Raw genomic sequence first — 24037 nt, 5'->3', positions numbered from 1 at the left:
ACTGAGGAGATAAAACCTCTCCGATAGAGCTACTATCGACTCTTATCAAACAAGGGTTCCATGATGGAAAAATAAAATCGACAAATGACTTTAGAATACTATGGAAGTCTGCTTTTTAGCATTTCTCCTGCTTGTTCCAAAAAAGCTTCGCGTGCTCTTTCTGCATTCTCTAATGTGGAGAATGGACCCGCCTTCAAGGTTTTCTTCCCGCCCGTTAAAACCTCAAATGAATATTCATTTTCCTGTTCCACAATTCTCACGCTGTCGCTGATTCTGCTAATGAATCTCGTTACGAATTGGGCATCTGGCTCAAAGGGCTTGCGTCGCCTGCGTGAAGCTTGCTCACCCATTCGATGAGATGTCCACTCGGCGATTACTTTGGATACTTGGGTCGACAAACTTGTTTGAAATATCCTACCGATATCTCCGCTATAGCGCTCTTCGCTAAGTGGGATTTTTGTTTCTTTCAGTAAGGCGATGAGCCGTTCTATGCGATTAAGCTCCTCTAGCCTTCTTTCTTTCCAGTAATAGGCTAGGACTTCGCGAAGATGTTCATCCAGGTCCGCCTCTATGATCGCTCGCTCAATAGGAGTGACGGAGGATGGTGACTCGGGCAGGTCTGTGTTACCGACCGCTTCAGGCGGCACTAGGCCGGCCAGCACAAGTAGCGGTTCGAGTTTCACTCCAAACACGCGGCTCACGGTCAGAAGCTGCCGGATGTTTGGCTTGCTGCCTTGACGCCATCGCATCACGGTGGTTGGGCTGATCTCAAGCGCTCGAGCAAGCGCAGCTTCAGAGGTGTACCCCAGGCCTCGCGAGGTTGGATCTAGCCAGTCCCAGAAGGAGTTTGGTGCCTGTTGACGACTTTTGTCGCTCGGTGGCATGTGTGACCTCCTTGCCTTAGTCGAACGCAGTCAGGCTACGGCAGTACGTTGCGTGCACGCAACGGAAACTCGTGATGCTTGCCAAATACTGGGATTTGAACAGGCGTGGCAGGCGTTCGTAGCTCTGGCGGCTATCTAGGTGAGAAGTGGAGCGAGAGGGCTCCTCTGTGTAGTCACTTAACAAAATTCCGCAGGCGCATGCACGTCTTCTTTGGGGGCGCGGTCAACGGGAAGGGGGCCGCGGCCCCATTTCATGAGACATGCTCACCTTCGAAGGCCAGCCGTGTGGCCTGAGTCACAGTCATTGCGTCGGCGCAAGGGCGAAACCTAGCCATGCAACTGATCTGTGACGACACGGGCGCGGTGGAAGTGTGTTCGAGGCTCCCATGCCCTATATTGAGCGTAGATCAACCCCTCCGAGGCTTCGGCGGCATAAGTGTGCCCAGACGCCTGGAGACGAGGTCGGCCCGACCCGGGAACGAGTAAGGGCCTGGTGAGGCGGAGTGTTAGCAGCACTCCGGTATCCCTCTCCAGGCCCGAGGCTCCGACCCAAAACCGTCATCGCGAAATGATCGTTTTCGAAGGAGCTCTATGTCTGATTCTACTCACCATGCCTTCGACGGTGAGACCGACCCCGCTAAAGATCCCATTACGGTCCAATGGGCGACGTCATGTCCGACCATCCGGGCCGTCGTCGGCTTGGCCTACCCTCCGGCAGGTCGGCGTAAGAGGACGCTCGTGATCGTTGAGTGCTGCGCCTTCTGCGGTGGCGCACACCATCACTACTCTCAGTTCGAAGCCCTGGACTTCGGACCGCGGGCTGCGGGCTGCGGTCGTGGCGACTACTACCTCATGAGCGTGGTCGACCATCACTAAGACGATCGGCTAGCGAGACAGGGTGGGGCTCATCTTTCCCAAGGTGATCTCCACCCTGCCCTATTCGGGCGTGCCTAGGGCGCAGGGCGAGGACGGACATCGTTTGGGGACCTACGCCCTTTTGAAACCGCCGTGCCTCCGGCGGGGGCACTTGGCTCCGAGATGATCGTCAGTACGCGACCACAGGGTCGTATGTGGCTGAGGTGGGCTTGATCATCCCGTCTGCCGCGACCCAGGCAAGCCCAGCAGGCCAACTCCTCCGGCTCAAGCCCGTCTGTAACCGTTGGCATCTCATGATCGAGGAACATCCGCCGGTGAACGAACACACGAAGACGGGCTTGCCCTTCCGTCGCCGGCCCGCTGCCGCTTCGCGGTGGGTCGAGACGACGGGAAGATCAGGCCGAGGAAGCGAACGCCTTCGCGCATGATCTGAGGGTTGATCACGTGCCACAGGCGTGCCAGATCTCGCGGAAAACAACGGGGAATCACGGGGACTCACGGATCAAGAACGAAGAAGGCCCCTCACCGCATCTCTGCTGGTGAGGGGCCTCTTTACGCTGGTGTGGCAGGTGCAGGACTTGAACCTGCGTAGGCTGAGCCGACGGTTTTACAGACCGCTCCCTTTGACCACTCGGGCAACCTGCCGCGTCCTCCGCTTTCGGCGGCGACAGGAAGAAGAATAGCGGACTTCGGGGCGTGACGTGACATCCGCGGAGTCCCCCCGCCGATAGCCTGCCCAACCAGGACTTTTGCGACCAACATCGCCCCTCATGACGGCCCTGCGCGGGGATGAGCCCCTGCCGCTCCTCGCCCCGATCCGACGTGGAGAGGGCAGGAAAATCGGCCCCTTGGCGCCGTCGCCTCGATGTTGACGGTCACCTTCATCGTGAGCCGATAAGCGAAGCGCTAGGGTCGACAAGAGAGCTAGAGAGGATAGTCGACGCATGGCCGACAGCAGTTTTGACATCGTCAGCAAGATCGACCACCAGGAGGCCGACAACGCGCTGAACCAGACGGTCAAGGAGGTCGGGCACCGATTTGACTTCAAGGGCACCGGCGCGACCATCGCCTGGTCCGGCGGCCAGAAGGCCATCGAGATCAAAGCCAACAGCGAGGAGCGCGCCAACGCGGTCCTTGACGTGTTCAAGGAAAAGCTGATCAAGCGGAATCTCTCGCTCAAGATCCTGGACGCGGATGAGCCCAAGCTGTCAGGCAAGGACTACCGCCTTCTGGTCACCCTCAAGGAGGGCATCGACCAGGATCATGCCAGGAAGATCTCAAAGATCATCCGGGACGAGGGGCCCAAGGGCGTCAAGGCCCAGATCCAGGGCGAGGAGCTGCGGGTGAGCTCCAAGAAGAGAGACGAGCTCCAGGAGGTCATCGCCCTGCTCAAGGGCAAGGACCTGGAGATCGCCCTTCAGTTCACGAACTACAGATAGCAGGCTGGGCAATCAGGGCTCTGGGCTGCATGTTCAGGGTTTGCTCTGCTCGGGAGGGCACATCCGGGGCACACGGCTGAGGGCATCGTCCATCAGGGCGCGTGTTTTCTCCTGTGCCTCGGGCCTCCCACCGTGCCCGCCTTCTTCTCCCCCGTCTCGGGCCTCACCGTCGTGCCTCGCGTCTCACACACCGCGTCTCCGACCTCTCCATGTACGGGCCCGGCTTGTCGCTTCGGTGTCGCCCCATCGTGTCTCGCATCTCGCGCGTCTCGGACCTCTCCGCGTACGGGCCCGGCTTGTCTCTTCGGCGTCGTCCCGTCGCGTCTCGGACCTCTCCGCGTACGGACCGGCCTATCGCTTCGGCGTCGCCCCCTCGATATGGCGCAGCGCCTCCTGAAGGTAGATCCTGAACACCGGGTAGTTCTCACTCATCGGGAAGTGGCCGATGTCCGGCATCTCGATGAAATGACCGCCCTTGATCTGCTGGGCGCTGCGCCGGCTGTCCCCTGGCGTCGTGAGGTAGTCGTAGGTTCCAGTCATCAGCACGACCGGGCATTCCTCCCCGTTGATCTCGTGGAGCCGGCCTCGCAGATCGTGATCCACCGAGTAGAAGTACAGATCGCCCTTGAACGCCTCCGCGCCCTGGCTGTAGTAGAACCAGGTGAGCCGCCGATCCATCTCGGGCGACTGGGGCGCCATGAGATCCCAGACCCCGCTGGCGCACACCTGGGCGGCGTTGGCGTGAGGGTGTTGCCACCAGTCGAGGTAGAAGCCGGGTGAGTAGTCGGCGGCCTCGACCGGGATGACTCCGGCGAAGCGTTCCGGGTGGCGAAGTGCGAGCTGCAGCGCGACGTTGCCGCCGAACGAGGAGCCCATGAAGATCGGGTCTTCGAGTTCGAGGGCGTCGCAGAATTCGGTGATGAAGTCGACGAAGTAGTCGGCGGTGAGCCTGTACTCCTCCTTCCACCACTCGGTGTTGTGCGGCGGGTCGGACTTGCCGTGCCGGGCCAGGTCGTAGGCGATCACCCGGTAGTCGCGGGTGATCTCCTCGTCCTCGAGCAGGTCGCGCCACTGGTGGTTGTGGCAGCCCGCGGTGTGCTGGCAGACGAGCGGGCGGCCCCGGCCGTTCTCCAGGTAGAAGACCTTGCATCGGTCGCCCTGTACGTCGATCGTGACGTAGTGCCCGGTGACGGGCGAAATGACTCCCCGTGCCATCGTCTCCCCCTCACACCGGCGCGCCGGTGACGCGCAGCAGTTCGAGCTGGCGGGTCAGGCATCGCAGGTTCTGCATGAGGACGAGCAGGTCGCCCTCAAGGCTCATGTCCTCCCTGAACGAGGCTGCCCAGATTCCGTGGAACATCGGCGGAGGCGGGTCCTGAGAGAACTTCCGCCAGGTGTCGGCACTCGCCCGGAGTGCGAACTGGTAGGCCTCCAGCGGGCCCGGGTCGATGACGATCTCCTCGATCTTTCCTCGGTGGACGCGCACGATGTAGCTTCGCTCGCCCATGTCGAGCAGGTAGTCGCACGAGAAATACCTCCCGTGCGCCGAAAGCTCGGCGTCGTCGTCGGAGACGCGCTGGAATTCCGCCGCCCAGCGGTCGGCCACAGCCGTGGTGCTCATGGACGTCCCTCCCCGCTCCGGACCCGGTCACGGATGGGTTCCCCGTACGTTCCCGACGCTAGGAACGCCGTCTGCCGAAGTCCAATAGCGAATCCGGGCCGGGTGATAGACGCGGTCTATCACCCGGCATCGGGTCCGCGAGGGACGAGTTCTACCGTGGAAGAGTGGACGAGAACCTCCGGCTGGTGCGTTACTTCCTCGCGGTCGCCGAGGAGTTGCACTTCCGCCGGGCCGCCGCACGCCTGTTCGTCTCGCAGCCGACGCTCAGTGATCAGATCCACCGTCTTGAGCAGCACCTCGGCGTGCGACTGTTCGAACGCACCAGTCGCGGAGTCATCCTGACCCCCGCGGGCAAGGAGTTCGAGGGCGAGGCCCGTACGGTCCTCGCCGCCTGGGAGCAGGCGGTCGTGGTCACCCGGAGAGTGGCCGAGGAACGGGCACAGACGTTTGTGATCGGGTTCGTGGCCAACGCCGCCGCCGAACTCACCCCGCTGATCACACGGCGCTTCCGCGACCACCATGCCGGCGTCAGCGTGGAGATGCACCAGTACGACTTCCGCGAGCCGCTCGCGGGACTCGGCACCGGCCATGTCGATGTGGCGCTGACCCGGCCTCCGCTGGGGCACATCCCGTGGCTGCACACCGAGACCCTCTTCACCGAGCCGCGTGTGCTCATCGTCTCCGCCGCCAACCCCCTCGCCGGTCGCGATGTGGTGAGTGTCGAGGACGTGCTCGACGAGCCGTTCGTCGCCTGGAGAGCGCCGGAGCCCTGTCGTGACTTCTGGCTTGCCCTGGACCAGCGGAAGGGCCACCCGGTCCGCATCGGCCGAGAGGTCGTCACGGTGGACGAATGCCTGGAGTCGATTCTCATGGACGCGGGGGTGGCGTTCGCGCAGGCCTCGGCGCAACGTTTCTACGCGCGCCCGGGACTGGCCTTCGTCCCCACCACGGGGCTACCCCCCACCTCCGTCGTCGTGGCCTGGTGCGCTGATCACGAAACCCCGCTGGTGCGGGACTTCGTACGGGTCGCCCGCGAGATCGCCGAAATCGACGGGAGCCGGATGTCGGCTCCGGGTGACGGGTGGAGAAGCGCTGCCTCGTAGTTCGTCGGCATCGCCACCGGCCGGCGTTCCTGACCGGCCATGTTCCTGGCAGGCGGTAGACGGCGATGTTCCCGGCAGGCGGTGGACGGAAACGGCAACTTGTGGACCCGGGGCTGTCAGGTGAGCGACGACAAACTATGTTCATGTTCATGGGGAAAATTCACGACAAGCTCAACGATCGGCTACGTGAGTTCATCGGAGCCCAGCCGGTTTACTTCATCGCGACGGCCCCCGAGAAGGGTGGTCACGTCAACGTCTCCCCCAAGGGATACGCCGACACCTTCGCCATCCTCGACGACCTCACGGTCGCCTATCTCGATCTGGACGGCAGCGGCGTGGAGACCATCTCCCACCTCCGCCAGAACGGCCGCATCACGGTCATGTTCTGCGCCTTCTCCGGTCCCCCCAACATTCTTCGCCTGTACGGCACCGGCCGGGTCGTCGTGCCGGAGGACTCCGAGTTCTCCGAGCTGATCAAGAATTTCGGCCCGCACCCCGGCGTCAGGTCGATCATCATCGTCAATTGCGACCGGATCTCCGACTCCTGCGGTTTCTCGGTGCCGTTCATGTCCTTCGACGAGGACCGGACGCTCCTGGACGAATGGGCGGGGCGCAAGGAGGTCCAGCAGCAGCGCGCCTACCGCGCCAAGAACAACCGCGAGAGCATCGACGGCATCCCCGGTCTCTCCCCGGAGGAGACCAATCCGGTAGCCCACCATTCCTGAAATCGGGACCGCCCTGATCCCGACGACATGTGTGACGGCGCCGTCGGCCGGCATCCCACGCGGCGTCCGGTAAGTCTGTACGTGGCGGGCCCCCTGTCCGAGAGGTCAGGAGGCGCTCGATGAGGTTGCTGCGCCTGCCCGCCGCTTCCGCCGGAATGATCATCGCTGTCGGGTTGGGCCACGGCGGAGGAGGACAAGGGGTCCCCGGCCCGCCATGCGGGACCGGGCGACGGCGTCAGCGGCGGTAGCCCGCCATCCGCTCCAGGCGGGCGACGCGCTCGGCCGTGGGTGGATGGGTGGAGAACATCCGGCCGATTCCGGCACCCCGGAAGGGATTGGCGATCATGAGGTGAGAGGCGGAGGCCAGGCGGCCGTTCTCGGGGAGCGGCAGCTGACGGGTGCCCATCTCGATCTTCCTGAGCGCCGAGGCGAGGGCCAGCGGATCGCCCGTCAGCCGGGCTCCGGACTCGTCCGCCTGGTACTCCCGGGACCGGGAGATGGCCATCTGGATCACTCCGGCGGCGACCGGACCGAGCACGATCATGAGCAGCGCGCCGATGAAGCCTGGCCCCTCGTCGTCGTCTCCGCCACCGAAGAACAGGCCGACGTAGCCGAGGTAGGTGATGATCGTGGCGAGCGCCCCCGCCACCGAGGAGATCAGGATGTCCCGATTGTAAACGTGGGACAGCTCGTGCCCGATGACCCCGCGCAGCTCGCGCTCGTCGAGCAGCTGGGTGATCCCGTAGGTCACGCAGATCACGGCGTTGCGGGGGTTGCGTCCGGTCGCGAAGGCATTGGGCTGCATGGTCGGCGAGACGTACAGCCTGGGCATGGGCTGGCGAGCCTCGGTGGAGAGCTCACGCACGATCCGGTAGAGCGTCGGCTGCTCGACCTCGCCCACCGGCCGGGCGCGCATGGCGGACAGGGCGATACGGTCGGAGAAGAAGTAGGCGATGCCGTTCGTCGCCAGCGCGATCAGAACCGCGATCTGCACGCCGGAACCGCCTCCCAGCCACGCTCCCGCCGCGATGATCACCGCGGACAGTGCGCCGAGAAGGATCGCCGTACGCAGACCGTTGTGGTGCACTACATCCCCCTTATCGGTTGATGCTGTTTCACCAGTCCAACGTCTCCGGCCAGGTCGAACGTTCCCCTGAGTGTTCAGCCCGGGGTAATGAACGCCGCCGGCAGGAGATCGAGCACGATTTGGGGGGCGATCGAGAACGCCACCGCGATGATTGCGGCCAGCGCGATCGCCACGCCCGCGGGCACCCACCCGGTACGGCTGCCGCCCGCCCCGGCGGTCATGGCCGTGACGCCGCCCGTGGTCACCGGGGCCGGAGTGAAGATCCGCACAGCCCAGGCGACGTAGTAGTAGAGGCCGATGACCGTGTTGACCGCCATCACCACGGCCAGCCAGCCTCCGCCGCCGTCGACGATCTCCCGGAACACCACGATCTTGGCGAACAGTCCGGCCAGTCCCGGGGGCAGGCCGGCCAGGCAGATCAGGAAGAAGGCCAGTGCCAGCCCGGCCGCGGGGTTCTGGAACACCAGGCCCCGGTAGTCGTCCAGCTCGTTTCGCGCGGACCGTCTCGACACCAGCATGACCACCGCGAACGCCCCGATGTTCATCGCCGCGTAGAACACCAGGTAGGCGATCGACGCGCTCATCGCCTCGTCGTTCCGGACGCCGAGGGGGGCGAGGATGTAGCCCGACTGCGCGACGGAGGACCAGGCGAGCAGGCGCACGGCGTGGCGCTGCCGCATGGCGAGCAGGTTGCCCACGGTCATGGTCAGCGCGGCGATGATCGCGATCAGCGGGACCCAGGTGGCGGCCTGGCTCCCCAGGGCGATGACCAGGATGAGGATCAGGCCCGCGAACCCGGCAGCCTTGGAGATGACGGAGAGAAGGGCCGCGACGGGGATGGGAGCGCCCTGGTAGACGTCGCCCGCCCACGCGTGGAACGGCACCGCCGCGATCTTGAAGGCGAACCCGGCGAGAACCAGCACCACGGCCGCGGTGACCACCACGGGCAGGTCGTGGCTGATCTCCAGCGAGGAGGAGTGGACGCCGGCGACGCCCTGGCCTGGGCCGAGACCGGCGATGGACGGGGGAACGCCCTCCCGCAGGGTCTGGGCGATGCGGTCGAGATAGACGGTCCCGGTCGTTCCGTACAGCAGGGAGACCCCGAAGAGCATCACCGCGGTGGAGACCACCGAGACCAGGAAGAGCTTGACCGCCGCCTCGGAGCTTCGGCCGTCGTAGCGCTTGAGCGCGGTGAGCGCGAACACCGGCAGCGAGACCAGCTCCAGCGCGACCAACAACATGATCAGATCGCGGGAGGCGGGTAGGGCGACGGCACCCGCGAGCATGCAGAGCAGCAGGAAGTACCATTCGCCGACCGGGATGTCTCCGGAGGCGAGCTCCGCCGCCGACAGCAGCACCACGACGATCCCCGCGGCCAGCGCGAGGCCCGTAAAAATCAGCGTGAAGTCGTCGACCACGAACGAGCACGGCGCCGCGGCGACCTGGCCCGCCACCGGCGGGGCCGTCAGGAGTGCGGTCCCGCCGCCCGCGCCGCCGGAGGGGCCGAGCAGCCCGTCCGGCACGCAGAAGGTCTTCAGCGGCCCTCCGGTGCGCATGGCCTGGGAGACCACCACGGCCAGGGCGCCGGTCACACCGGCCAGAGTGACCCCGCCGAGCGCCCGCCGGACATACGGCCGGTGAGGCAGGAAGGCATCCAGAAGCAGCACGAGCCCGGCGGTGAGGGCCAGGATCAGCAGCGGTGCGACCGCGTAGTAGTCGATTGACTGGATCACGGCGCCCCCAGGAGGGTGTGGACCACCGGATCGGTGAGGGAGAGAAGCGCCTTCGGCCAGAGACCGAACAGCAGGATCAACCCGACCAGCGGCACCCAGGCGGCCAGCTCGTAGCTCGTGACGTCGCGCATGCGCGCGTTTCCGGCACCCACCACGACCCGGGAGGGATCGGTTCCTCCGCCCACCGCGGCGAGCACCGGGGCGTGGATGGTCTCGGTGCCCCGGCCGTGGGTGACCCGGGAGAGCATGAGCAGGAAGTAGGCGGCGGTCAGCACGGTGCCGAGACCTCCGATGACCATGAAGGTCAGGTAGAGGGAGCGGGACAGGCCGGCGGCCGGTTGGAACGCACCGAAGAGGGCGAGCATCTCGCCCCAGAAACCCGCCAGTCCCGGCAGCCCCAGGGAGGCGATGCAGGCGAAGGTCAGCAGGGAGCCGAGGTGCGGCAGACGCGACAGCATGCCGCCACCGAGCGCGGGCATGACGGAGGTGCCGTGGCGCTCCTTGATCGCTCCTGCGATGAAAAAGAGCAGGGCGGTGATCAGGCCGTGGGCGATGTTGCCGAACAGGGCGGCGTTGAAGCCGACCGGGGTGAGTGTGGCGAACCCCAGCAGCACGAAGCCCATGTGCCCGACCGAGGAGTAGGCGATCATCCGCTTGAGATCGCGCTGGGCGAGACAGGCGAGGGAGCCGTAGATGATGCCGATCACGGCGAAGGCCCCGAGCCAGGGGGCGGCCGCCGCGGCGCCGTCCGGCAGGACCGGGATCGCGATGCGGGCGAAGCCGTACGTGCCCATCTTGAGGAGCACACCCGCCAGGAGCACCGAGCCGACGGTCGGCGCCTCGGTATGGGCGTCGGGCAGCCACGTGTGCAGCGGCCACATCGGGGTCTTGACCGCGAAGCCGATGCCGACGGCTATGAAAGCGATGATCTGCACCGAGCGGGACATGCCCGCCCCCTGCGCCCGCGCGAGGGCGACCATGTCCAGGGTCCCGGTCTGCGCCCAGATGAGCAGCAGACCGAGCAGGAGAACGGCCGAGCCGAGCAGCGTGTAGAGGATGAACTTGATCGCCGCCGCCCGCCGGGCTCGCCCGCCCCAGATGGCGATGACGAAATACATCGGGATGAGGACGACCTCGAAGAACACGAAGAACAGGAGCAGGTCGAGTGCGAGGAACGTACCGATCATGCCTACTTCGAGGATGAGCAGCGTGAACACCAGCGCCCGGGGACGGTTGCCGCCGGCCTTGGGCCGCAGTAGTTGCCCGGGGCCGTCGGCGCTGCCCCAGCACAGGTAGACGAAGCAGAGGAAGGTCAGCAGCGTGGTCAGCACGACCAGCGGGAGCGAGATGCCGTCCAGGCCGAGGTGGAACCTGAGGTCGAGCCCGGGAATCCAGGCCAGGTCCGTCGAGAACTGCACCCGGGCCGCGTCGCCGTAGTCGAACCCGACGGCCAGCACCACGGACAGCGCGAACGTGACCCCGGACACGGCCAGACCGTGCACCCTGAGCAGCCGCCCCCTGGCCACGGCGTCCATCCTGGACGGCGCGAGCAGCGCGGCGGCACCGGCCAGCGGCACCCCGAGAAGCGCGATCAGCACCCAGCTCATGACTCGGCCACCTCTCCCGGCGTCGGGGAGGCGATCCAGGCGTGTCGCCCGAGCGACACGATGATTCGGGCATGCTGTCCGGGCGACACGACGATTCGGGCATGCCGCCTCGGCGACACGACGATTCGGGCGTATCGCCCAGGTGACGCGATCGAGTCCGCGCTCATCGGCGCATCACCGCCAGACGGATCAGGAGCAACACGACGGCGGCCACGATTCCCCAAAAGAGCAGAGAGATCATCTAAAGATCACCGCCCAGGCCACGATGAGGAGGACACCCGAGAGCAGGCCGGTGATGTAGAGCTGGACGTTGCCGTTCTGTACCAGACGCACCAGCCTCGACAGGCTCATGGTCGCCCGGCCCGAGCCGCGCACCGCGCCGTCCACCAGGTGGTCGTCGGTACGGACGACGAGGCGGGCGAGGTCCAGCACCGGCCGGACGAACAGTGCGTTGTAGACGGAGTCGACGTAGAAGGCCTGCTCGCAGGGGGCACGGAAGGGGCCGAGCATGCGGGCCGGGTCGCTCAGAGGGTCGCTGCGCCACACGACGTAGACCACGCCCGCGCCCAGCAGCGCCATCACGACGCTGAGGGCGGCGGCGCCCCAGTGGACGTCCGCGATCCCGACGAAGCCCAGGAGCAGGGCCGGCACGGAGAGGATCATGATCGGCCAGCGCATGGTGGCCGGTGCCTCGTGAACGTCGATGACGTGGGCCGTACCGGGCGCGGGCTCGGGGAGGGCGATAATGGGACGCTCCCCGAAGAAGGTGCGCAGCCATGCGCGGGTGGCGTAGGCGCCGGTCACCGCGACCGTGACCAGCGCGCAGCCGTACAGCAGCAGGGCCGCCGCGTCGGTGAGCGGTCCGCTGGACAGCGCCTGCTCCATGGCCACCAGCACCTCGTCCTTGCTGAAGAAGCCACTGGCCGGAGGCAGACCCATCAGGGCGGCGAAGCCGATCGTCATCGTGACGAAGGTTATGGGGAGCTCCCGGCGCAGGCCTCCCATCGCGCTCATGAGGTTGGAGCCGACCGCGTGGATCACCGCTCCCGCGCAGAGGAAGAGCAGCGCCTTGAAGGCACCGTGGGTGATCAGGTGGAAGATCGCCGCACGGTCGGATCCGGCGGCCAGGGCACCCGCCATGTAGGCGAGCTGGCTGATCGTGGAGTAGGCGAGGACGCGTTTGAGGTCATCCTGTGCCAGGGCGGCGAGGGCGGCCCCGAGCATGCCGAGCGCGGCGATAACCGCGAGCACGTCCAGGGTGGGTCGGGCACCGAGGAAAACCGGGTAGAGCCGGGCGACGATGAAGATGCCGGCGGCGACCATGGTGGCCGCGTGGATGAGCGCGCTGATCGGGGTCGGTCCGGCCATCGCGTCGGGTAGCCAGACGTGCAACGGAGCCTGGGCGCTTTTCCCCGCGACTCCGGCGAGCAGCAGCATGGTCGCGGCGATGATCGTGCCGGAGGACATCTCGGGAACCTTGGCGATGACGTCGGCGATCCTGAAGCTGCCGGCCGCCGTCCCGAGGACGAAGATGCCGAACAGGAAGCCGACGTCGCCGATCCGGGTGACGAGGAACGCCTTGATCGCCGCCCGGGAGTTGGCCCGGTCTTCCCACCAGTGCCCGATCAGCAGGTAGGAGCAGAGGCCCATGATCTCCCAGCCCACGTAGAGGACCAGAAGGTCCGCCGCGTAGACGACCAGGAGCATGGCGCTGGTGAACAGGCTGATGAACGCGCTGTAGGACGGGTAACGACGGTCGTCGCGCATGTAGCCGATCGAATAGACCTGCACGGCCAGCGCGACCACGGCGGCCAGCACCGCGATCGAGGCGGCGAGGCCGTCGACGAGCAGCCCCACCGAGATCGACACCGAGCCCGTCTCGATGACGTCGAACGTGGCGGTGACGCCCTCGATCCCCGCCGAGCCCCCGGATCCGGCGGGGACGGGGAGCAGCTCTCCGCGCCCCTCGCCCATGCCGGCCCAATTGGAGTAGGCGAGCCAGATCGCCAGCACCGCGGAGATCGCGGTGGGCACGACGGCGATCCAGGCCGCCCGGCGATTCGCCGCCGCATCGGCGGCTCCGCCACGGAGGCCCCGGGGAAACCGGGAACCGAGAAGCCCGACAGCCGCCGCGACAAACGGCAGCAGGATGACAAGTGCGGCAATGGTGATCACGAGGTTTCACCTGGCCGGATGATCGGTTCTGAGTTGGTCTCTGCCCGGCCGGCGGCGCTGTCGAGGAGGTTGCCTGGGGAGACGATGCCGCTGGGTGCGCCGGCCGGGGCCGCCCCCCGGGCCGGGCCGGCATCGGGGCCGGGGCCGGAGGTGGGAGCGTTGGCCGAGGTGCCGGGGGCCGAGCCGCCTTCCGGGTCGGTGCCGGAATCGGCGGGTTCGGTCAGGGTGCGGAGGCGGTCGAGGTCGATGGTCTGGCGGTTGCGGTAGAGCGCGAGAATGATCGCCAGGCCGAGCCCGACCTCCGCGGCGGCGATCACGATGACGAACAGCGTGAGAACCTGGCCACCGTGGAGCCGGTCACGCAGCCACACGTCGAACACGACCAGGTTGAGGTTGACGGCGTTGAGCATGAGCTCGACGGACATCAGCACGAGGATCGTGTTGCGACGGGCGAGCACGCCGTACACGCCGATGGAGAACAGCAGCGCCGAGACAACCGTCGGATAGACGACGTGCACGTCAGTCCCTCCCGCGGATGTCGGTGCGGGACAGGACGATGGCGCCGATCAGGGCGGCCAGCAGGAGGATCGAGAGCACCTCGAAGGGGAGCACCCAGTTGCGGAAGATGCTGGAGCCGAGCTCCTTGGCCGACCCCCCACCGGCTTCGAGGGGGGCATAGGCGGCGCGGAAGCCATCGATGACCACGGTGACCAGCACGGCCGCCGTGGCGATCGCCACGATCGCGGCGGCCGGGCGGTTTCGGCTGTCGAGGTCGGCGGTCCTGCCGATCGGGGCGCGGGTGAGCATGATGCCGAAGAGGAGCAGGACCACGATCGCGCCGACGTAGATCAGCACCTGGACCCAGGCGACGAACTCGGCGGTCAGGATCAGATAGCACCCGGCCAGCGCGCCGAAGCAGACGACCAGCCACAGGGCCGCGTGGACAACCTGCTTGGTGGTCACGACGAGCAGTGCCGACCCGACGGCCACCACACCCAGCAGAAGGAAGATGATCTCCTGCCCGGTCGGCGGCAGATAGGACGGCACCTCGGTCACGGCTTCTCCTCCGGCTCTCCACTCGGATCCGTCGCCGAAGTCTGCCCTGATGTTCCTGCCGCCGGAGGTACGCCGCCTTTACCTGTGGATAACTTTCCGGTAGGCGACTCACCTGTGGATGACTCGTCTGTGGATGGGCCACCTGTGGATGACTCGTCCGTGGACGGGCCACCTGTGGATGGCTCTCCTGCGGGCGGGCCGTCCATGGATGGCTCATCCCCGGACGAGTCATCTGTGGATGAGCCACCTACGGGCGGGCTGCCCATGGATGAGCCGCTTGCAGGCGGGCCCTCTGTGGATGACTCACCCGCGGACGAACCGCTCGTGGAGGAGCCACTTGCGGAGGGGCCCTCTGTGGATGAGCCGCTTGCGGGCGGGCCGTCTGTGGACGACGCACCTGCGGGCGGGCCGTCTGTGGAGGAGCCGCTTGCAGATGGGGCGTCTGTGGATGAACCGCCCGTGGGCGGATCATCCTTCTTCGGGAGGGATCCGGGCGGGCGGATGGCCCGGACATTCGCATGTCCCGCCGAAGTCCCTCGCGCCGGCCTCACCGGTCTATCTGGTCTAGCAGGCCTATCCGGTTTCGCGCCGGGTGCCGTTCCGGCCGCCTCGGAGCCGCCCGCCGCACCGGGGCCGCCCGCCGTACCGGGGCCGCTCGCCGTACCGGAATCGCCGGCGGTGCCTGCGGCCGCGTCAGACGCGTCGGAAGCGCTGCTCGGGGCGACGTCCGGGGCGGTGGCGGCCGTTCTGGGCGGCGCGCCGGGCGCCGTCCTTCCCGCGCCGGAGCGGACCGGGCGGGAGGCGGCCGACAGCTCCTTCGGGGGATCGGCGTTGAGTTCGTGGGCCGGCGGCGGCGGGACGGCCTGGATCCAGCCCGCGAGCTTGTCCTTCTCGTGGATGAGGTTGCGGATGTCGCCCTCGGCGTACTCGAATTCCGGAGCCCAGAAGAGCGCGTCGAATGGGCATACCTCGATGCAGATCCCGCAGTACATGCACAGGGAGAAGTCGATCGCGAAGCGGTCGAGCGCGTTGCGGGCGCGGGGACGGCCGCCCTCGGGGGCGGGGAGGGTCTCCTTGTGGGAGTCGATGTAGATGCACCAGTCGGGACACTCACGGGCACAGAGCATGCATACCGTGCAGTTCTCCTCGACCAGCCCGATCACTCCCCGGCTCCGGGGAGGAAGTTCCGGCTGGACTTCGGGGTACTGCTGGGTCACGGATCGGCTCAGCATGTGGCGAAGGGTGATGGATAGTCCCTTTGCCAACCCCACTCCTGGTATGCGTGCCACAACTCAACATCATGACGTACGGCGGGGCGCTCGGGAATGCGGCAGACCCGGGAAAGGGATCGCCCTCAATCTTCCCAAGTTATCCACAGCAGTTATCCACAGTCTGTGTGTTCGACTATTGAGCCTCATCGCCCAATCAATCTCAAGCGGGATACGAGGACCTTAAAAAATACGTATTCTTCGCGACATGTCCCACCAGTACGGACCCGATTGGTATCCGCAGCCGCCCTCGCGATCCAACACGGGGTGGAGTGTGGTGTGGACGCTGGTGCCCATCTTCACTTGCGGCATCGGCACCCCGGTCATCATGGGCCATGCCGCATACCGGCTGCGGAGCCCCTGGCTGGTATTCGCCGCGGTCCTCTACGGTCTCGGCATCGGGAGCTTCATGGTCGGCGCGGTGGCCTACGAGGACTCGGAGTTGATCCCGGCCTGGCTGGACGCCCTCGGGACGATCGGGCTGTTCGGCAGCTGGCTGGGCGGGCTGGGCCATGCGCTGATCATCAGGGGCGCCGTGTTCCAGCAGCGCACGCCTCCGGTACCGGGTTCCGTTCACTCCATCGCCCGCGCCGGTCGCCCGGACACGTACGTGCCCGCGTACCGGCCCCAGACGCAGCACGACCGGCCCCAGGGCCGGTACGGTCAGGGTCACCCCGGCCAGGACCGCCACACACCCGCCCCTCCCGGCCAGGCTCACCACACACCTGTCCCTCCCGGCCAGGCTCATCGCGTGCCGGCCCCCACCAACCAGCGGCATCACGGTCAGGACCACCAGGCCCACGACCGCCGGCCCCAGGGGCCCCAGGGCTGGATCGGGCCGTACCGGCTGATCGGCAAACTGGGCGAGGGCGGTCAGGGAACGGTCCATCTCGCGCTCACCCCGCAGGGGCAGAAGGTCGCGGTCAAGGTCCTGCACGAGCGCTTCAGCGGCGACCCGGTGGTGCGGGCACGGTTCCTGCGGGAGGTGGAGGCGACGCGCAGGGTGGCGACGTTCTCCACGGCCCGGGTACTCGACGTGAACATCAACGACAACCAGGCGTACATCGTCAGTGAATACGTGGAAGGCGTCTCGCTGGAGGAGCTGATCCGCGACCGGGGGCCGCGCCACGAGGACGGGCTGACCCGGCTGGCCCTGGCCACGGCGGGCGCGCTGGCCGCGATCCACCGGGCGGGCGTGGTGCACCGGGATTTCAAGCCGGCCAACGTGCTGATCGGCTCCGACGGGCCGCGCGTGATCGACTTCGGCATCGCCCGTGCCCTGGACCAGGTCACCGCGACGTCGGGCAACATCATGGGCACCCCCGCCTACATGTCCCCCGAGCAGCTCGCGGGAAGCGCGGTCGGCCCGGAGTCCGACGTGTTCAGCTGGGCGGCCACCATGATCTTCGCCGGTTCCGGCCGTGCGGCCTTCGGGGAGGACACCATTCCCGCGATCCTGAACCGGGTGATCAACCATCACCCGGACCTGTCATCCCTGCCTGTCTCGCTGCGCCCGCTGGCCGCCTCCTGCCTGGACAAGCAGCCGGGCAACAGGCCCACCGCGGCCGACGTCATGCTGCGAATCGTGCACTGACCCGTGCGCCGGGCGTGCGTCAGCCAGATGCACGTCAGGTGGGCGCACCTCAGGCAGTGGGCTTTCACGTTCGCGGCGGGCTGCTGCCATCCGATCAGCGCAAAAGATGGGGACAGGTCCTCATTACGTGTGTCCAGCATGAGCTTCTTGGTGGCCTCGGCGAACGCGTCGACCCGTTAACCCTTACTCTCAACCGGGCTCAGCCGACCCAGAGGATCTTGATCACAGCGACCCGCCGTTGATCCTCCAAGATGAGGAAGAAGGCAAGGCCACGCTTGTGGTCGCCGAACGCGGCCGAGCGCAACGGCTCGTCGGGATTGGTCGCGGACGCGGACGGCAACCCCCACGGAGCGGTCTCCAACGCGGCGCACAGCTCCAGGTAGAACGGCAGCGCCTCGACGGGCAGCGCGTCGAGCTGGGCCAGGACGTCGGGGTCGTGCTCGACCCGATACACCTACCGCTACTCGCCAGCCGCGATCCGGGCGCGCAGCCGCGTCTCAGCGACCTCCCACGAGACCGTCGCAAGGTCCTGGCCACGGTCGGCGCGTCCTGCGATACCGGCGGCGATCTCCGTCACCCGCTGGTATTCCCCCCGAGCGCACAGCACGGCGATCGGCCACCAGCGTTCAATGAAGTCCAGGGCCGGGGCCAGGTCGAGTTCTTCGGTCGCCTGGGCCATCGCCGCCCGGTACTCCCGGTCGAACGCCTCAACGTGCTGCGGCGCGAGCGCGGCGCGGATGGCCTTGGGCGTGCGCTCAGGAACCGGGGTGGGGGCGGGGCCATGTGGCTGAGCGGTCACCAGGTATCTCCTTTGCGTCCTGCCACCAGCCTAAACCGCGACAGGCGCACCGTCTCGCGCACGCGCGTAGAGGTGGCCTTAAAGTGCGCCGATACTTGTTCACCCGCCTGCGCGCTGCGCGATCATGGCCTTTCGGAAAGGCCTGCATCGCGGCGTCGAATGCACCGACGAGTTGCCGTCAAGCCCGGGAAACCCCTTCCCGCAACCGGGCGGCCCCCTGGAACGTCAGGGCACCGCGTCCTTCATCTGGACGGTCAGGTCGAGATACTCCTCACGGCTCAGCGTGCGGGTCGTGAGGGCGAGCCCGTTCCGTGTGGCGAAGCGTTCCGTCTCCCGGGGATCCCAGTATCCCGGCAGGTGGAACAGCCCGTCGCCCATCACCAGCCCCGTCACCCCGGACTCCACCGAGTACAGCAGCAACGTGGACGCGTCGATCTCGCGGGTCCTGCGCGCGGTCTCCAGCAGCAACCGGCCGTGGACGGCCACCAGGCGGCAGTGCGGGTCGCCCAGGCGCCGGAGCACGCGTCCCTGGGTGGTCTGGTTGCGACTGCGGCGACGGCCGACGCCGACCACGACGACGGCGCCGGCGACCGTCAGCGCGGCCAGGACCAGGGCCACGATCCCGAGCGGGCCCATACCCCGGGTGACCTCGGCGCGGGTGTCCGTCATGTTGATGACGACCAGCGCCACGAAGGCGGCGCCGTAGGCGAGAACCAGCCACATGAGCCCGTACAGCAGTTGCTCGCGCCACCAGACCTTCGGCGAGCTCATCGGCGGACGCAGGCTCCTCACCCCGGGCACCCGGATCCGGGGCAGGGGCGGGGGCGGCCTGCGCCAGGTCACCCCCTGCCAGCGCGGTGACCTGCGAGCGAGCGCCACCCTGGCCTGCTGCGCCGTGTCGAACACCCGCGCCTCGAACGTCAGGCCGCTCTCCGCGGCGAACGCCTGCACCGCCCCGCGCGAACGGGAACCCGGCGCCTGCAGCATCACCAGACCGGACTGGTCGAGCATCGCCAGGCCGTACCTCGTCCTGCCCCTACCGGGGTAGCCGAAGAACAGCAGCGTGCTCACCCGGTCCCGCCCGGCCAGCGGCAGCCGTACCGGCCGGTGCTCCGGCACGTCGACGATCAGCTCGTCTCTCTCCACGGCAAGCGCGAGGGTCATACATTCCCATCCTGACCTGTGATGTCACACGTGTGTGTGCCTTCCTGCCCAGTGTGCGCACTTCGAACGTCGCAGCGGTCCGCAGGGTCCGTACGGCGAAACGGCGCGCCCCTCCCGCAGGCCCGCGGCCGTGCCCGCCTCGATCCGGCGGGGCGAACGGAGATCATCCAGCGAGGACCCTGACGACCCCCGTCAGCGCGAGCTGGACCAGCGCCAGCGGCACCAGGCCGACCCAGGCGAGCTTCTGGAGCTGGTCCTCACGGAGCCGGGGGTAACTCACCCGGAGCCAGATGACCACGAACACCAGGAGGAACACCTTGAGGAGCATCCACACGGGCCCGGGCAGGAAGGGGCCGTGCCAGCCGCCCAGGAACAATACGCTGGTGAGCGCGGAGATCACAATGATTCCGGCGTACTCGGCCAGCATGAAAAGGGCGAACCGCATCCCGGTGTACTCGGTCATCGGGCCCATGATGATCTCGGAGTCCGCGATCGGCATGTCGAACGGCGGGCGGCGCAGCTCGGCGAGCCCCGCGGTGAAGAAGACCACCCCGCCGATCGCCTGCCAGGGCAGCCACCACCACTGCCAGGACTCCACGATGCCCGGCAGCGAGAGCGTGCCGGCGGCCATCGCGACGCTGGAGGCGGCGAGGACCAGCGGCAGCTCGTAGGACATGAGCTGGGCCGCCGAGCGGATCCCGCCCAGGACCGAGTATTTGTTGCCCGACGACCATCCGGCCATGATCGAGCCGAGCACGCCGACCCCCATCACGGCGAGGACGAAGAACAGGCCGGCGTCCAGATCCACCCCGACCAGCCCGGGGCCGACCGGGATGACGATCATCACCACGAGGTAGGGGATCAGCGCCACCCCGGGCGCCAGGACGAAGACCCGGCGGTCGGCGGCGGTGGGGATCACCTCCTCCTTCTGCATGAACTTGACCCCGTCCGCGATCAGCTGGGCCCAGCCGTGGAAGCCTCCGGCGTACATCGGGCCGAGGCGCGCCTGCATGTGCGCCATGACCTTGTGCTCCATCTGCCCGGCGACCAGCGGCAGCACCAGGAAGATCGCAATGATCACAACGAGCCGGACCGCGACGTCGAGCACCTCAGCCATCACGCCCCCAGTCCGCGGGCACGCCGGGCGGGAGGGTCTTGCGGCGGCTCGGCGAGCCGTGATCGGACTCGCCCGGCTCCTTGGCCCCCGGCCAGGCCTTGGCCACCCGGGCGGCCAGCACGAAGTCCTTGCGCAGGGGGAATCCCTCGAAGCCGTCGGGCAGCAGCAGCGGGATCAGGTTCGGATGCCCCTCGAAGATCACGCCGAACATCTCGAAGGTTTCGCGCTCGTGCCAGTTCGCGCCGCGGAAGACGCCGACCGCGCTGGGCAGCCGGGGGTCGGCGCGCGGCACCCGCGTGCGCAGCAGCAGGTGACGGCGCGAGGCCTGGTCGAAGACGTGGGCGACGATCCCGAACTCGTCCGGCGGCTCGTCCACGCCGGTCAGCCAGTCGAAGAACTCGTAACCCTGGGAACGGACGAACTCCAGCAGATCGACCCAGTCGGCGGCGGCCACGTCGACCGTGATCTCGCCGAAGGACTCCGACACCTGGACACGCGTGCCGTATCGCTCCTCGATCGGACCGGCGCTCATCGGCCGCTCACCACCCCTCGCTGCTCGGCATACGCTCGGCTCCTCGCCGGATCGGACATCGGATTCAGGAATCAGGATCGGACATCGGAGTCAGGTTCGGATATCGGGATCGGGAATCGAGCCGACGGGGCTCGGGCATCGGGTCCGGCCGACGGGGCTCGGGCATCGGGTCCGGCCGACGGGGCTCGGGCATCGGGTCCGGCCGGAGGGACCCGGGTATCGGGTCCGGCCGGAGGAACTCGGGCGTCGGGATCCGCGCGCCGGGATCAGGCATACCGTTCGCCCATGTTCTCGGCGGCGATCTTCTCCTGGAGCATCATGATGCCGTGGAGCAGGGCCTCGGGCCGGGGCGGGCAGCCCGGGACGTAGACGTCCACCGGGATGATCTGGTCGACGCCCTTGGTCACGCAGTAGGAGTCCCAGTAGGGGCCGCCGGAGTTGGAGCAGGCGCCGAAGGAGATCACATACTTCGGCTCGGGCATCTGCTCGTACAGCCGTTTGACCGCGGGGGCCATCTTGTCGGTCACCGTACCCGAGACGATCATCAGGTCCGCCTGCCGCGGGCCGTTGGCAAACGGGATGACGCCGAACCTGATGAAGTCGTGCCTGCTCATCGAGGTCGCGATGAACTCGATCGCGCAGCAGGCCAGGCCGAAGTTGAACGCCCACAGCGAGTAGCGGCGCCCCCAGTTGAGGATGAAGCGCATGGGCTTGGGGGCCAGCCGCGAGACCGGCCCCAGCGTGGGCATCGGGAGATCCGTCATGGCCCGTATTCTCCTTCGGAGTCGATCGCGTCCGCCCGGCCGCCCGGGCTCTACAGGTCCACGTTCGCCCGGCTGCCCGAGCCCTCAGGTCCACGTCCACCTGTCCGGACCCTCAGGTCCAGGTGAGCACGCGTTTGCGCCAGCCGTACAGGATCCCGAGCGCGATGAAACCCAGGAAGACGAACATCTCGACCAGGGTGGTCATCCCGAAGCCCGGCGCGGCGAAGATCGTCGCCCAGGGAAAGAGAAAGACCGCGTCCACCGCGAACACCACGTACAAGTATGTATAGACGTAATAACGGACCTGTGACTGGGCCCAGTCGCCGCCGACCGGGTCGACGCCGCACTCGTAGCTGAGCAGCTTCTCCGGGGTCGGGCGGCTCGGACGGAGGAGCCGGTTGACGGACAGGGCCCCCGCGACGATCACCAGGCCAATCGCGAACAGCACGAGGACCGCCGCATAAGAGCTGAAATATCCGCCCATGGCTCCACCTCTCAGGAAGGCCCCGGCCGCGCGAAGGTCTCCCGCTCCGCCCGTCGGCTACTAGCAGTATTAGCAGCATCCACCGGCCCCGTCACCCGCCGGATTCGCCAAACCGCCGCGCCGCTAAAGCCTGCGCCCACTTAACCCCAAAACAGAGCAAATGGGATCAACCCACGTTTAGTGTGACATCTATGCCTAAAGCCCGAGTCTTGGGAGGAATCGCGTTGATCGCCGCAGCGGTCGCCGGTTGTGGCATAAACAGCACCTCTCCCGGCGTGGAAGGCCCCATCCCCTCCGAACCCACGTTGATCGACTACGTGGACCCCTCCCAGGTCTCCGGCCTGAGCACCCAGACCATGTCGGAAGGCGACCTCGACACCCGGCACGTGCACGTCGTCTATCCCTCCCTGGCCGACGCCCCCCTCCTCAACGAGAAGCTTCGCAGGACGGTGAACGAGGAGCTCAACAGGTTCACCGAGTCCACCGTGCCCGCCCGGAGCACCGGAAACCCCCGGGATCCCGGGAGCGGCAGCGTGGCCGGCGTCCTGCCCCCTCCCGAGTTCAACGTGGAATGGCAACTCTCCGCCGTGTCCCCCGAGGCCGTCGGCGTACGGCTGCGCTTCGGGGCGTCCACGGGATCCAGCTGGTCCGAGGCCCGGACCACGATCTGGTACGACCGGACTTCAAAACGCGCCCTGGACTCCACCGGCCTGCTCAAGGACAAGGCCGCGCTGAACACGCTGGCCGCCCTCGTCAGGGTCAAGCTGGCCCAGCGGGGACCGGAGACGAATCCCTCCTCGGTCAGGCCGGACCCGAAGATGTTCGACTCCCTCGGTTTCAACCCCCGCGGCGAGCTCGTCGTGGAGTTCGACGACCGTCAGGTGGGACCGGAGTCCCTCGGCCGGGTGGCGGTCGCCCTGTCCCACGCGCAGGCGGACACACTGCTGTCGGCGTCCGGGCTACGGGCCCAGCGGGCGGCCACGAAGCCGGCGGCCGCGGCGTCGGCGCCGAAGGAGTCCATCGACGCGGAGAACACGGCCAAGCCCCGGGCCGCGAGCTCCCTGACCGGCAGTGTGGACTGCGCGAAGGCCAAGTGCGTGGCGCTGACCTACGACGACGGACCGGGGCCCGAGACCGGACGGCTGCTGGACATCCTCGCCGACCACAACGCGAGGGCGACCTTCTTCTGTCTCGGCTCCAACGCCGCGGCCCATCCCGAACTGCTCCAGCGGATGCGGAACGAGGGGCACCTGGCGGCGAACCACACCTGGTCCCACCGCGACCTCACGGCCATGTCCCCCATCGAGATCGCCGACCAGCTCGTCCGCACGCAGCGCGAGATCACCCATGCGATCGGGCAGGTTCCCACGCTGATGCGCCCGCCGTACGGCGCGACCGACACCCAGGTCACCTCCATCGCGGGCACCCTGGGCCTCGCGGTGATCCGCTGGAACGTCGACACCCAGGACGAGCGCGACGCGGACCCCCGGGCCATCGCCGACCGGACGGTCTCCAGAGCCGTCCCCGGCGCGATCATCCTCCTGCACGATGTTCACGGCGCGACCGTCGACGCCACTCCCGAGATCCTGCGGCGTCTGACGGCCGAGGGATACACCTTTGTCACCGTTCCGGAGTTGTATGGTGCTCGGGGAGCCCTGGCGGGCAGGACATATGACTCCGCGAGCACCTCCTCCGCCCTCCACAGGCAGGCGATGCCATAACCTCTGGCTATGGGTCCATAGCCAGAGGTGATGAGACCGGCCCGTATGCGGGACATATAGTTAGGCAACGTGACCCTAACTGTCCTTTTCGGCCGCCTGCACATAGACCTGTGCCGGCTTGTCGCCGGGTTGTGTCGGGCTAACTGTTCGCGATCGTGACCTTCAGGTAGGCCATGGAATGGCCGCACCGTTCGCGCCCCAGACTCCACCTCAGCGGTCGCCGAGAACGTGCGACAAATGTCACTCTCCTCTCCGCCGAGTGGAACGCGAAAGACTACGCGTGACCCC

At 67.2% G+C, this 24037-nt stretch carries 21 protein-coding genes, 1 tRNA gene and 1 pseudogene; 5 read left to right on the top strand and 18 right to left on the bottom strand.

The features are described 5' to 3' along the window. Window positions 1–98 precede the first annotated feature (98 nt). Complete coding sequence (locus DKM19_RS49200) at window positions 99–884, bottom strand: hypothetical protein (RefSeq protein ID WP_162641192.1); 786 nt, start codon at window positions 882–884, stop codon at window positions 99–101. Window positions 885–2323: 1439 nt separating this feature from the next. Next, a tRNA-Tyr gene (locus tag DKM19_RS01420) sits at window positions 2324–2405 on the bottom strand. A gap of 299 nt (window positions 2406–2704) precedes the next feature. Between DKM19_RS01420 and DKM19_RS01415 the strand changes: the two genes are divergently transcribed. Then, entirely contained in the window at window positions 2705–3199 is a 495-nt protein-coding gene (locus tag DKM19_RS01415) for a YajQ family cyclic di-GMP-binding protein (RefSeq protein ID WP_110694132.1), read from the top strand. 351 nt (window positions 3200–3550) lie between these two features. Here the strand turns inward: DKM19_RS01415 and DKM19_RS01410 are convergent, their stop codons facing one another. Both DKM19_RS01410 and DKM19_RS01405 read right to left on the bottom strand, forming a co-directional pair. Beyond that, window positions 3551–4414 (bottom strand): alpha/beta fold hydrolase, encoded by an 864-nt coding sequence (locus tag DKM19_RS01410; protein WP_110694131.1) that lies wholly within the window; start codon window positions 4412–4414, stop codon window positions 3551–3553. 10 nt (window positions 4415–4424) lie between these two features. Further along, window positions 4425–4820: a hypothetical protein gene (locus DKM19_RS01405; protein WP_110694130.1), complete on the bottom strand. Its 396-nt coding sequence runs from the start codon at window positions 4818–4820 to the stop codon at window positions 4425–4427. Between the two features lie 164 nt (window positions 4821–4984). Here DKM19_RS01405 and DKM19_RS01400 point away from each other — a divergent pair, with 164 nt between their 5' ends. Both DKM19_RS01400 and DKM19_RS01395 read left to right on the top strand, forming a co-directional pair. Then, on the top strand, window positions 4985–5923 hold the full coding sequence (locus DKM19_RS01400) for a LysR family transcriptional regulator (protein ID WP_110694129.1): 939 nt from the start codon (window positions 4985–4987) through the stop codon (window positions 5921–5923). Between the two features lie 149 nt (window positions 5924–6072). Further along, the gene (locus tag DKM19_RS01395) at window positions 6073–6648 is read left to right on the top strand and encodes a pyridoxamine 5'-phosphate oxidase family protein (RefSeq protein WP_110705415.1); all 576 of its coding nucleotides are present in this window, start codon (window positions 6073–6075) and stop codon (window positions 6646–6648) included. A 235-nt stretch (window positions 6649–6883) separates the two neighbouring features. On the opposite strand, the gene htpX is transcribed toward DKM19_RS01395, so the two are convergent. From htpX to DKM19_RS01360, 7 genes and pseudogenes are all read right to left on the bottom strand, one after another. Beyond that, the gene (gene htpX, locus DKM19_RS01390; RefSeq protein ID WP_110694128.1) at window positions 6884–7735 is read right to left on the bottom strand and encodes a zinc metalloprotease HtpX; all 852 of its coding nucleotides are present in this window, start codon (window positions 7733–7735) and stop codon (window positions 6884–6886) included. Between the two features lie 74 nt (window positions 7736–7809). Then, window positions 7810–9468, bottom strand: a complete 1659-nt coding sequence (locus DKM19_RS01385; protein ID WP_110694127.1) for an NADH-quinone oxidoreductase subunit N — start codon at window positions 9466–9468, stop codon at window positions 7810–7812. Next, window positions 9465–11075 carry a NuoM family protein gene (locus DKM19_RS01380; protein WP_110694126.1) on the bottom strand — a complete coding sequence of 537 codons (1611 nt, stop codon included), beginning with the start codon at window positions 11073–11075 and terminating at the stop codon, window positions 9465–9467. Before DKM19_RS01380 ends, DKM19_RS01385 begins: the two co-directional genes overlap by 4 nt. A 237-nt stretch (window positions 11076–11312) precedes the next feature. Continuing rightward, complete coding sequence (locus DKM19_RS01375; protein WP_110694125.1) at window positions 11313–13250, bottom strand: NADH-quinone oxidoreductase subunit L; 1938 nt, start codon at window positions 13248–13250, stop codon at window positions 11313–11315. 221 nt (window positions 13251–13471) lie between these two features. After that, window positions 13472–13768: pseudogene (nuoK, locus tag DKM19_RS52880) on the bottom strand (NADH-quinone oxidoreductase subunit NuoK); the annotation flags it as partial. A gap of 1 nt (window position 13769) precedes the next feature. Continuing rightward, window positions 13770–14306 carry an NADH-quinone oxidoreductase subunit J gene (locus DKM19_RS01365; protein ID WP_089213549.1) on the bottom strand — a complete coding sequence of 179 codons (537 nt, stop codon included), beginning with the start codon at window positions 14304–14306 and terminating at the stop codon, window positions 13770–13772. Further along, window positions 14303–15433, bottom strand: a complete 1131-nt coding sequence (locus DKM19_RS01360; protein ID WP_239514567.1) for a 4Fe-4S binding protein — start codon at window positions 15431–15433, stop codon at window positions 14303–14305. Before DKM19_RS01360 ends, DKM19_RS01365 begins: the two co-directional genes overlap by 4 nt. A gap of 430 nt (window positions 15434–15863) precedes the next feature. Here DKM19_RS01360 and DKM19_RS01355 point away from each other — a divergent pair, with 430 nt between their 5' ends. Beyond that, window positions 15864–17168, top strand: a complete 1305-nt coding sequence (locus DKM19_RS01355; protein WP_162641191.1) for a serine/threonine-protein kinase — start codon at window positions 15864–15866, stop codon at window positions 17166–17168. 199 nt (window positions 17169–17367) lie between these two features. Here the strand turns inward: DKM19_RS01355 and DKM19_RS01350 are convergent, their stop codons facing one another. From DKM19_RS01350 to DKM19_RS01320, 7 genes are all read right to left on the bottom strand, one after another. After that, window positions 17368–17622, bottom strand: coding sequence for a hypothetical protein (locus tag DKM19_RS01350; protein ID WP_110694121.1), 255 nt, complete (start codon window positions 17620–17622; stop codon window positions 17368–17370). 6 nt (window positions 17623–17628) lie between these two features. After that, window positions 17629–17967, bottom strand: coding sequence for a DUF6247 family protein (locus DKM19_RS01345; protein ID WP_110694120.1), 339 nt, complete (start codon window positions 17965–17967; stop codon window positions 17629–17631). A gap of 225 nt (window positions 17968–18192) precedes the next feature. Further along, window positions 18193–19131: a hypothetical protein gene (locus DKM19_RS01340; RefSeq protein ID WP_110694119.1), complete on the bottom strand. Its 939-nt coding sequence runs from the start codon at window positions 19129–19131 to the stop codon at window positions 18193–18195. 163 nt (window positions 19132–19294) lie between these two features. Next, window positions 19295–20248, bottom strand: coding sequence for an NADH-quinone oxidoreductase subunit NuoH (nuoH, locus tag DKM19_RS01335; protein WP_110694118.1), 954 nt, complete (start codon window positions 20246–20248; stop codon window positions 19295–19297). Further along, window positions 20241–20780: an NADH-quinone oxidoreductase subunit C gene (locus DKM19_RS01330; protein WP_110694117.1), complete on the bottom strand. Its 540-nt coding sequence runs from the start codon at window positions 20778–20780 to the stop codon at window positions 20241–20243. Before DKM19_RS01330 ends, nuoH begins: the two co-directional genes overlap by 8 nt. A 266-nt stretch (window positions 20781–21046) precedes the next feature. After that, window positions 21047–21529, bottom strand: coding sequence for an NADH-quinone oxidoreductase subunit B (locus DKM19_RS01325; protein ID WP_218825804.1), 483 nt, complete (start codon window positions 21527–21529; stop codon window positions 21047–21049). 127 nt (window positions 21530–21656) lie between these two features. After that, window positions 21657–22028, bottom strand: coding sequence for an NADH-quinone oxidoreductase subunit A (locus tag DKM19_RS01320; RefSeq protein ID WP_110694116.1), 372 nt, complete (start codon window positions 22026–22028; stop codon window positions 21657–21659). Between the two features lie 224 nt (window positions 22029–22252). On the opposite strand from DKM19_RS01320, the gene DKM19_RS01315 reads away from it, so the two are divergent. Then, on the top strand, window positions 22253–23749 hold the full coding sequence (locus DKM19_RS01315) for a polysaccharide deacetylase family protein (RefSeq protein WP_162641189.1): 1497 nt from the start codon (window positions 22253–22255) through the stop codon (window positions 23747–23749). Window positions 23750–24037: the final 288 nt, after the last annotated feature.

Source organism: Streptosporangium sp. 'caverna', from assembly GCF_003203775.1.
In the GTDB taxonomy this organism is placed as follows: Bacteria; Actinomycetota; Actinomycetes; order Streptosporangiales; family Streptosporangiaceae; genus Streptosporangium; species Streptosporangium subroseum.
Note: the sequence above shows the minus strand (reverse complement) of the source record. Positions and strands in the feature narration are given on the sequence as shown.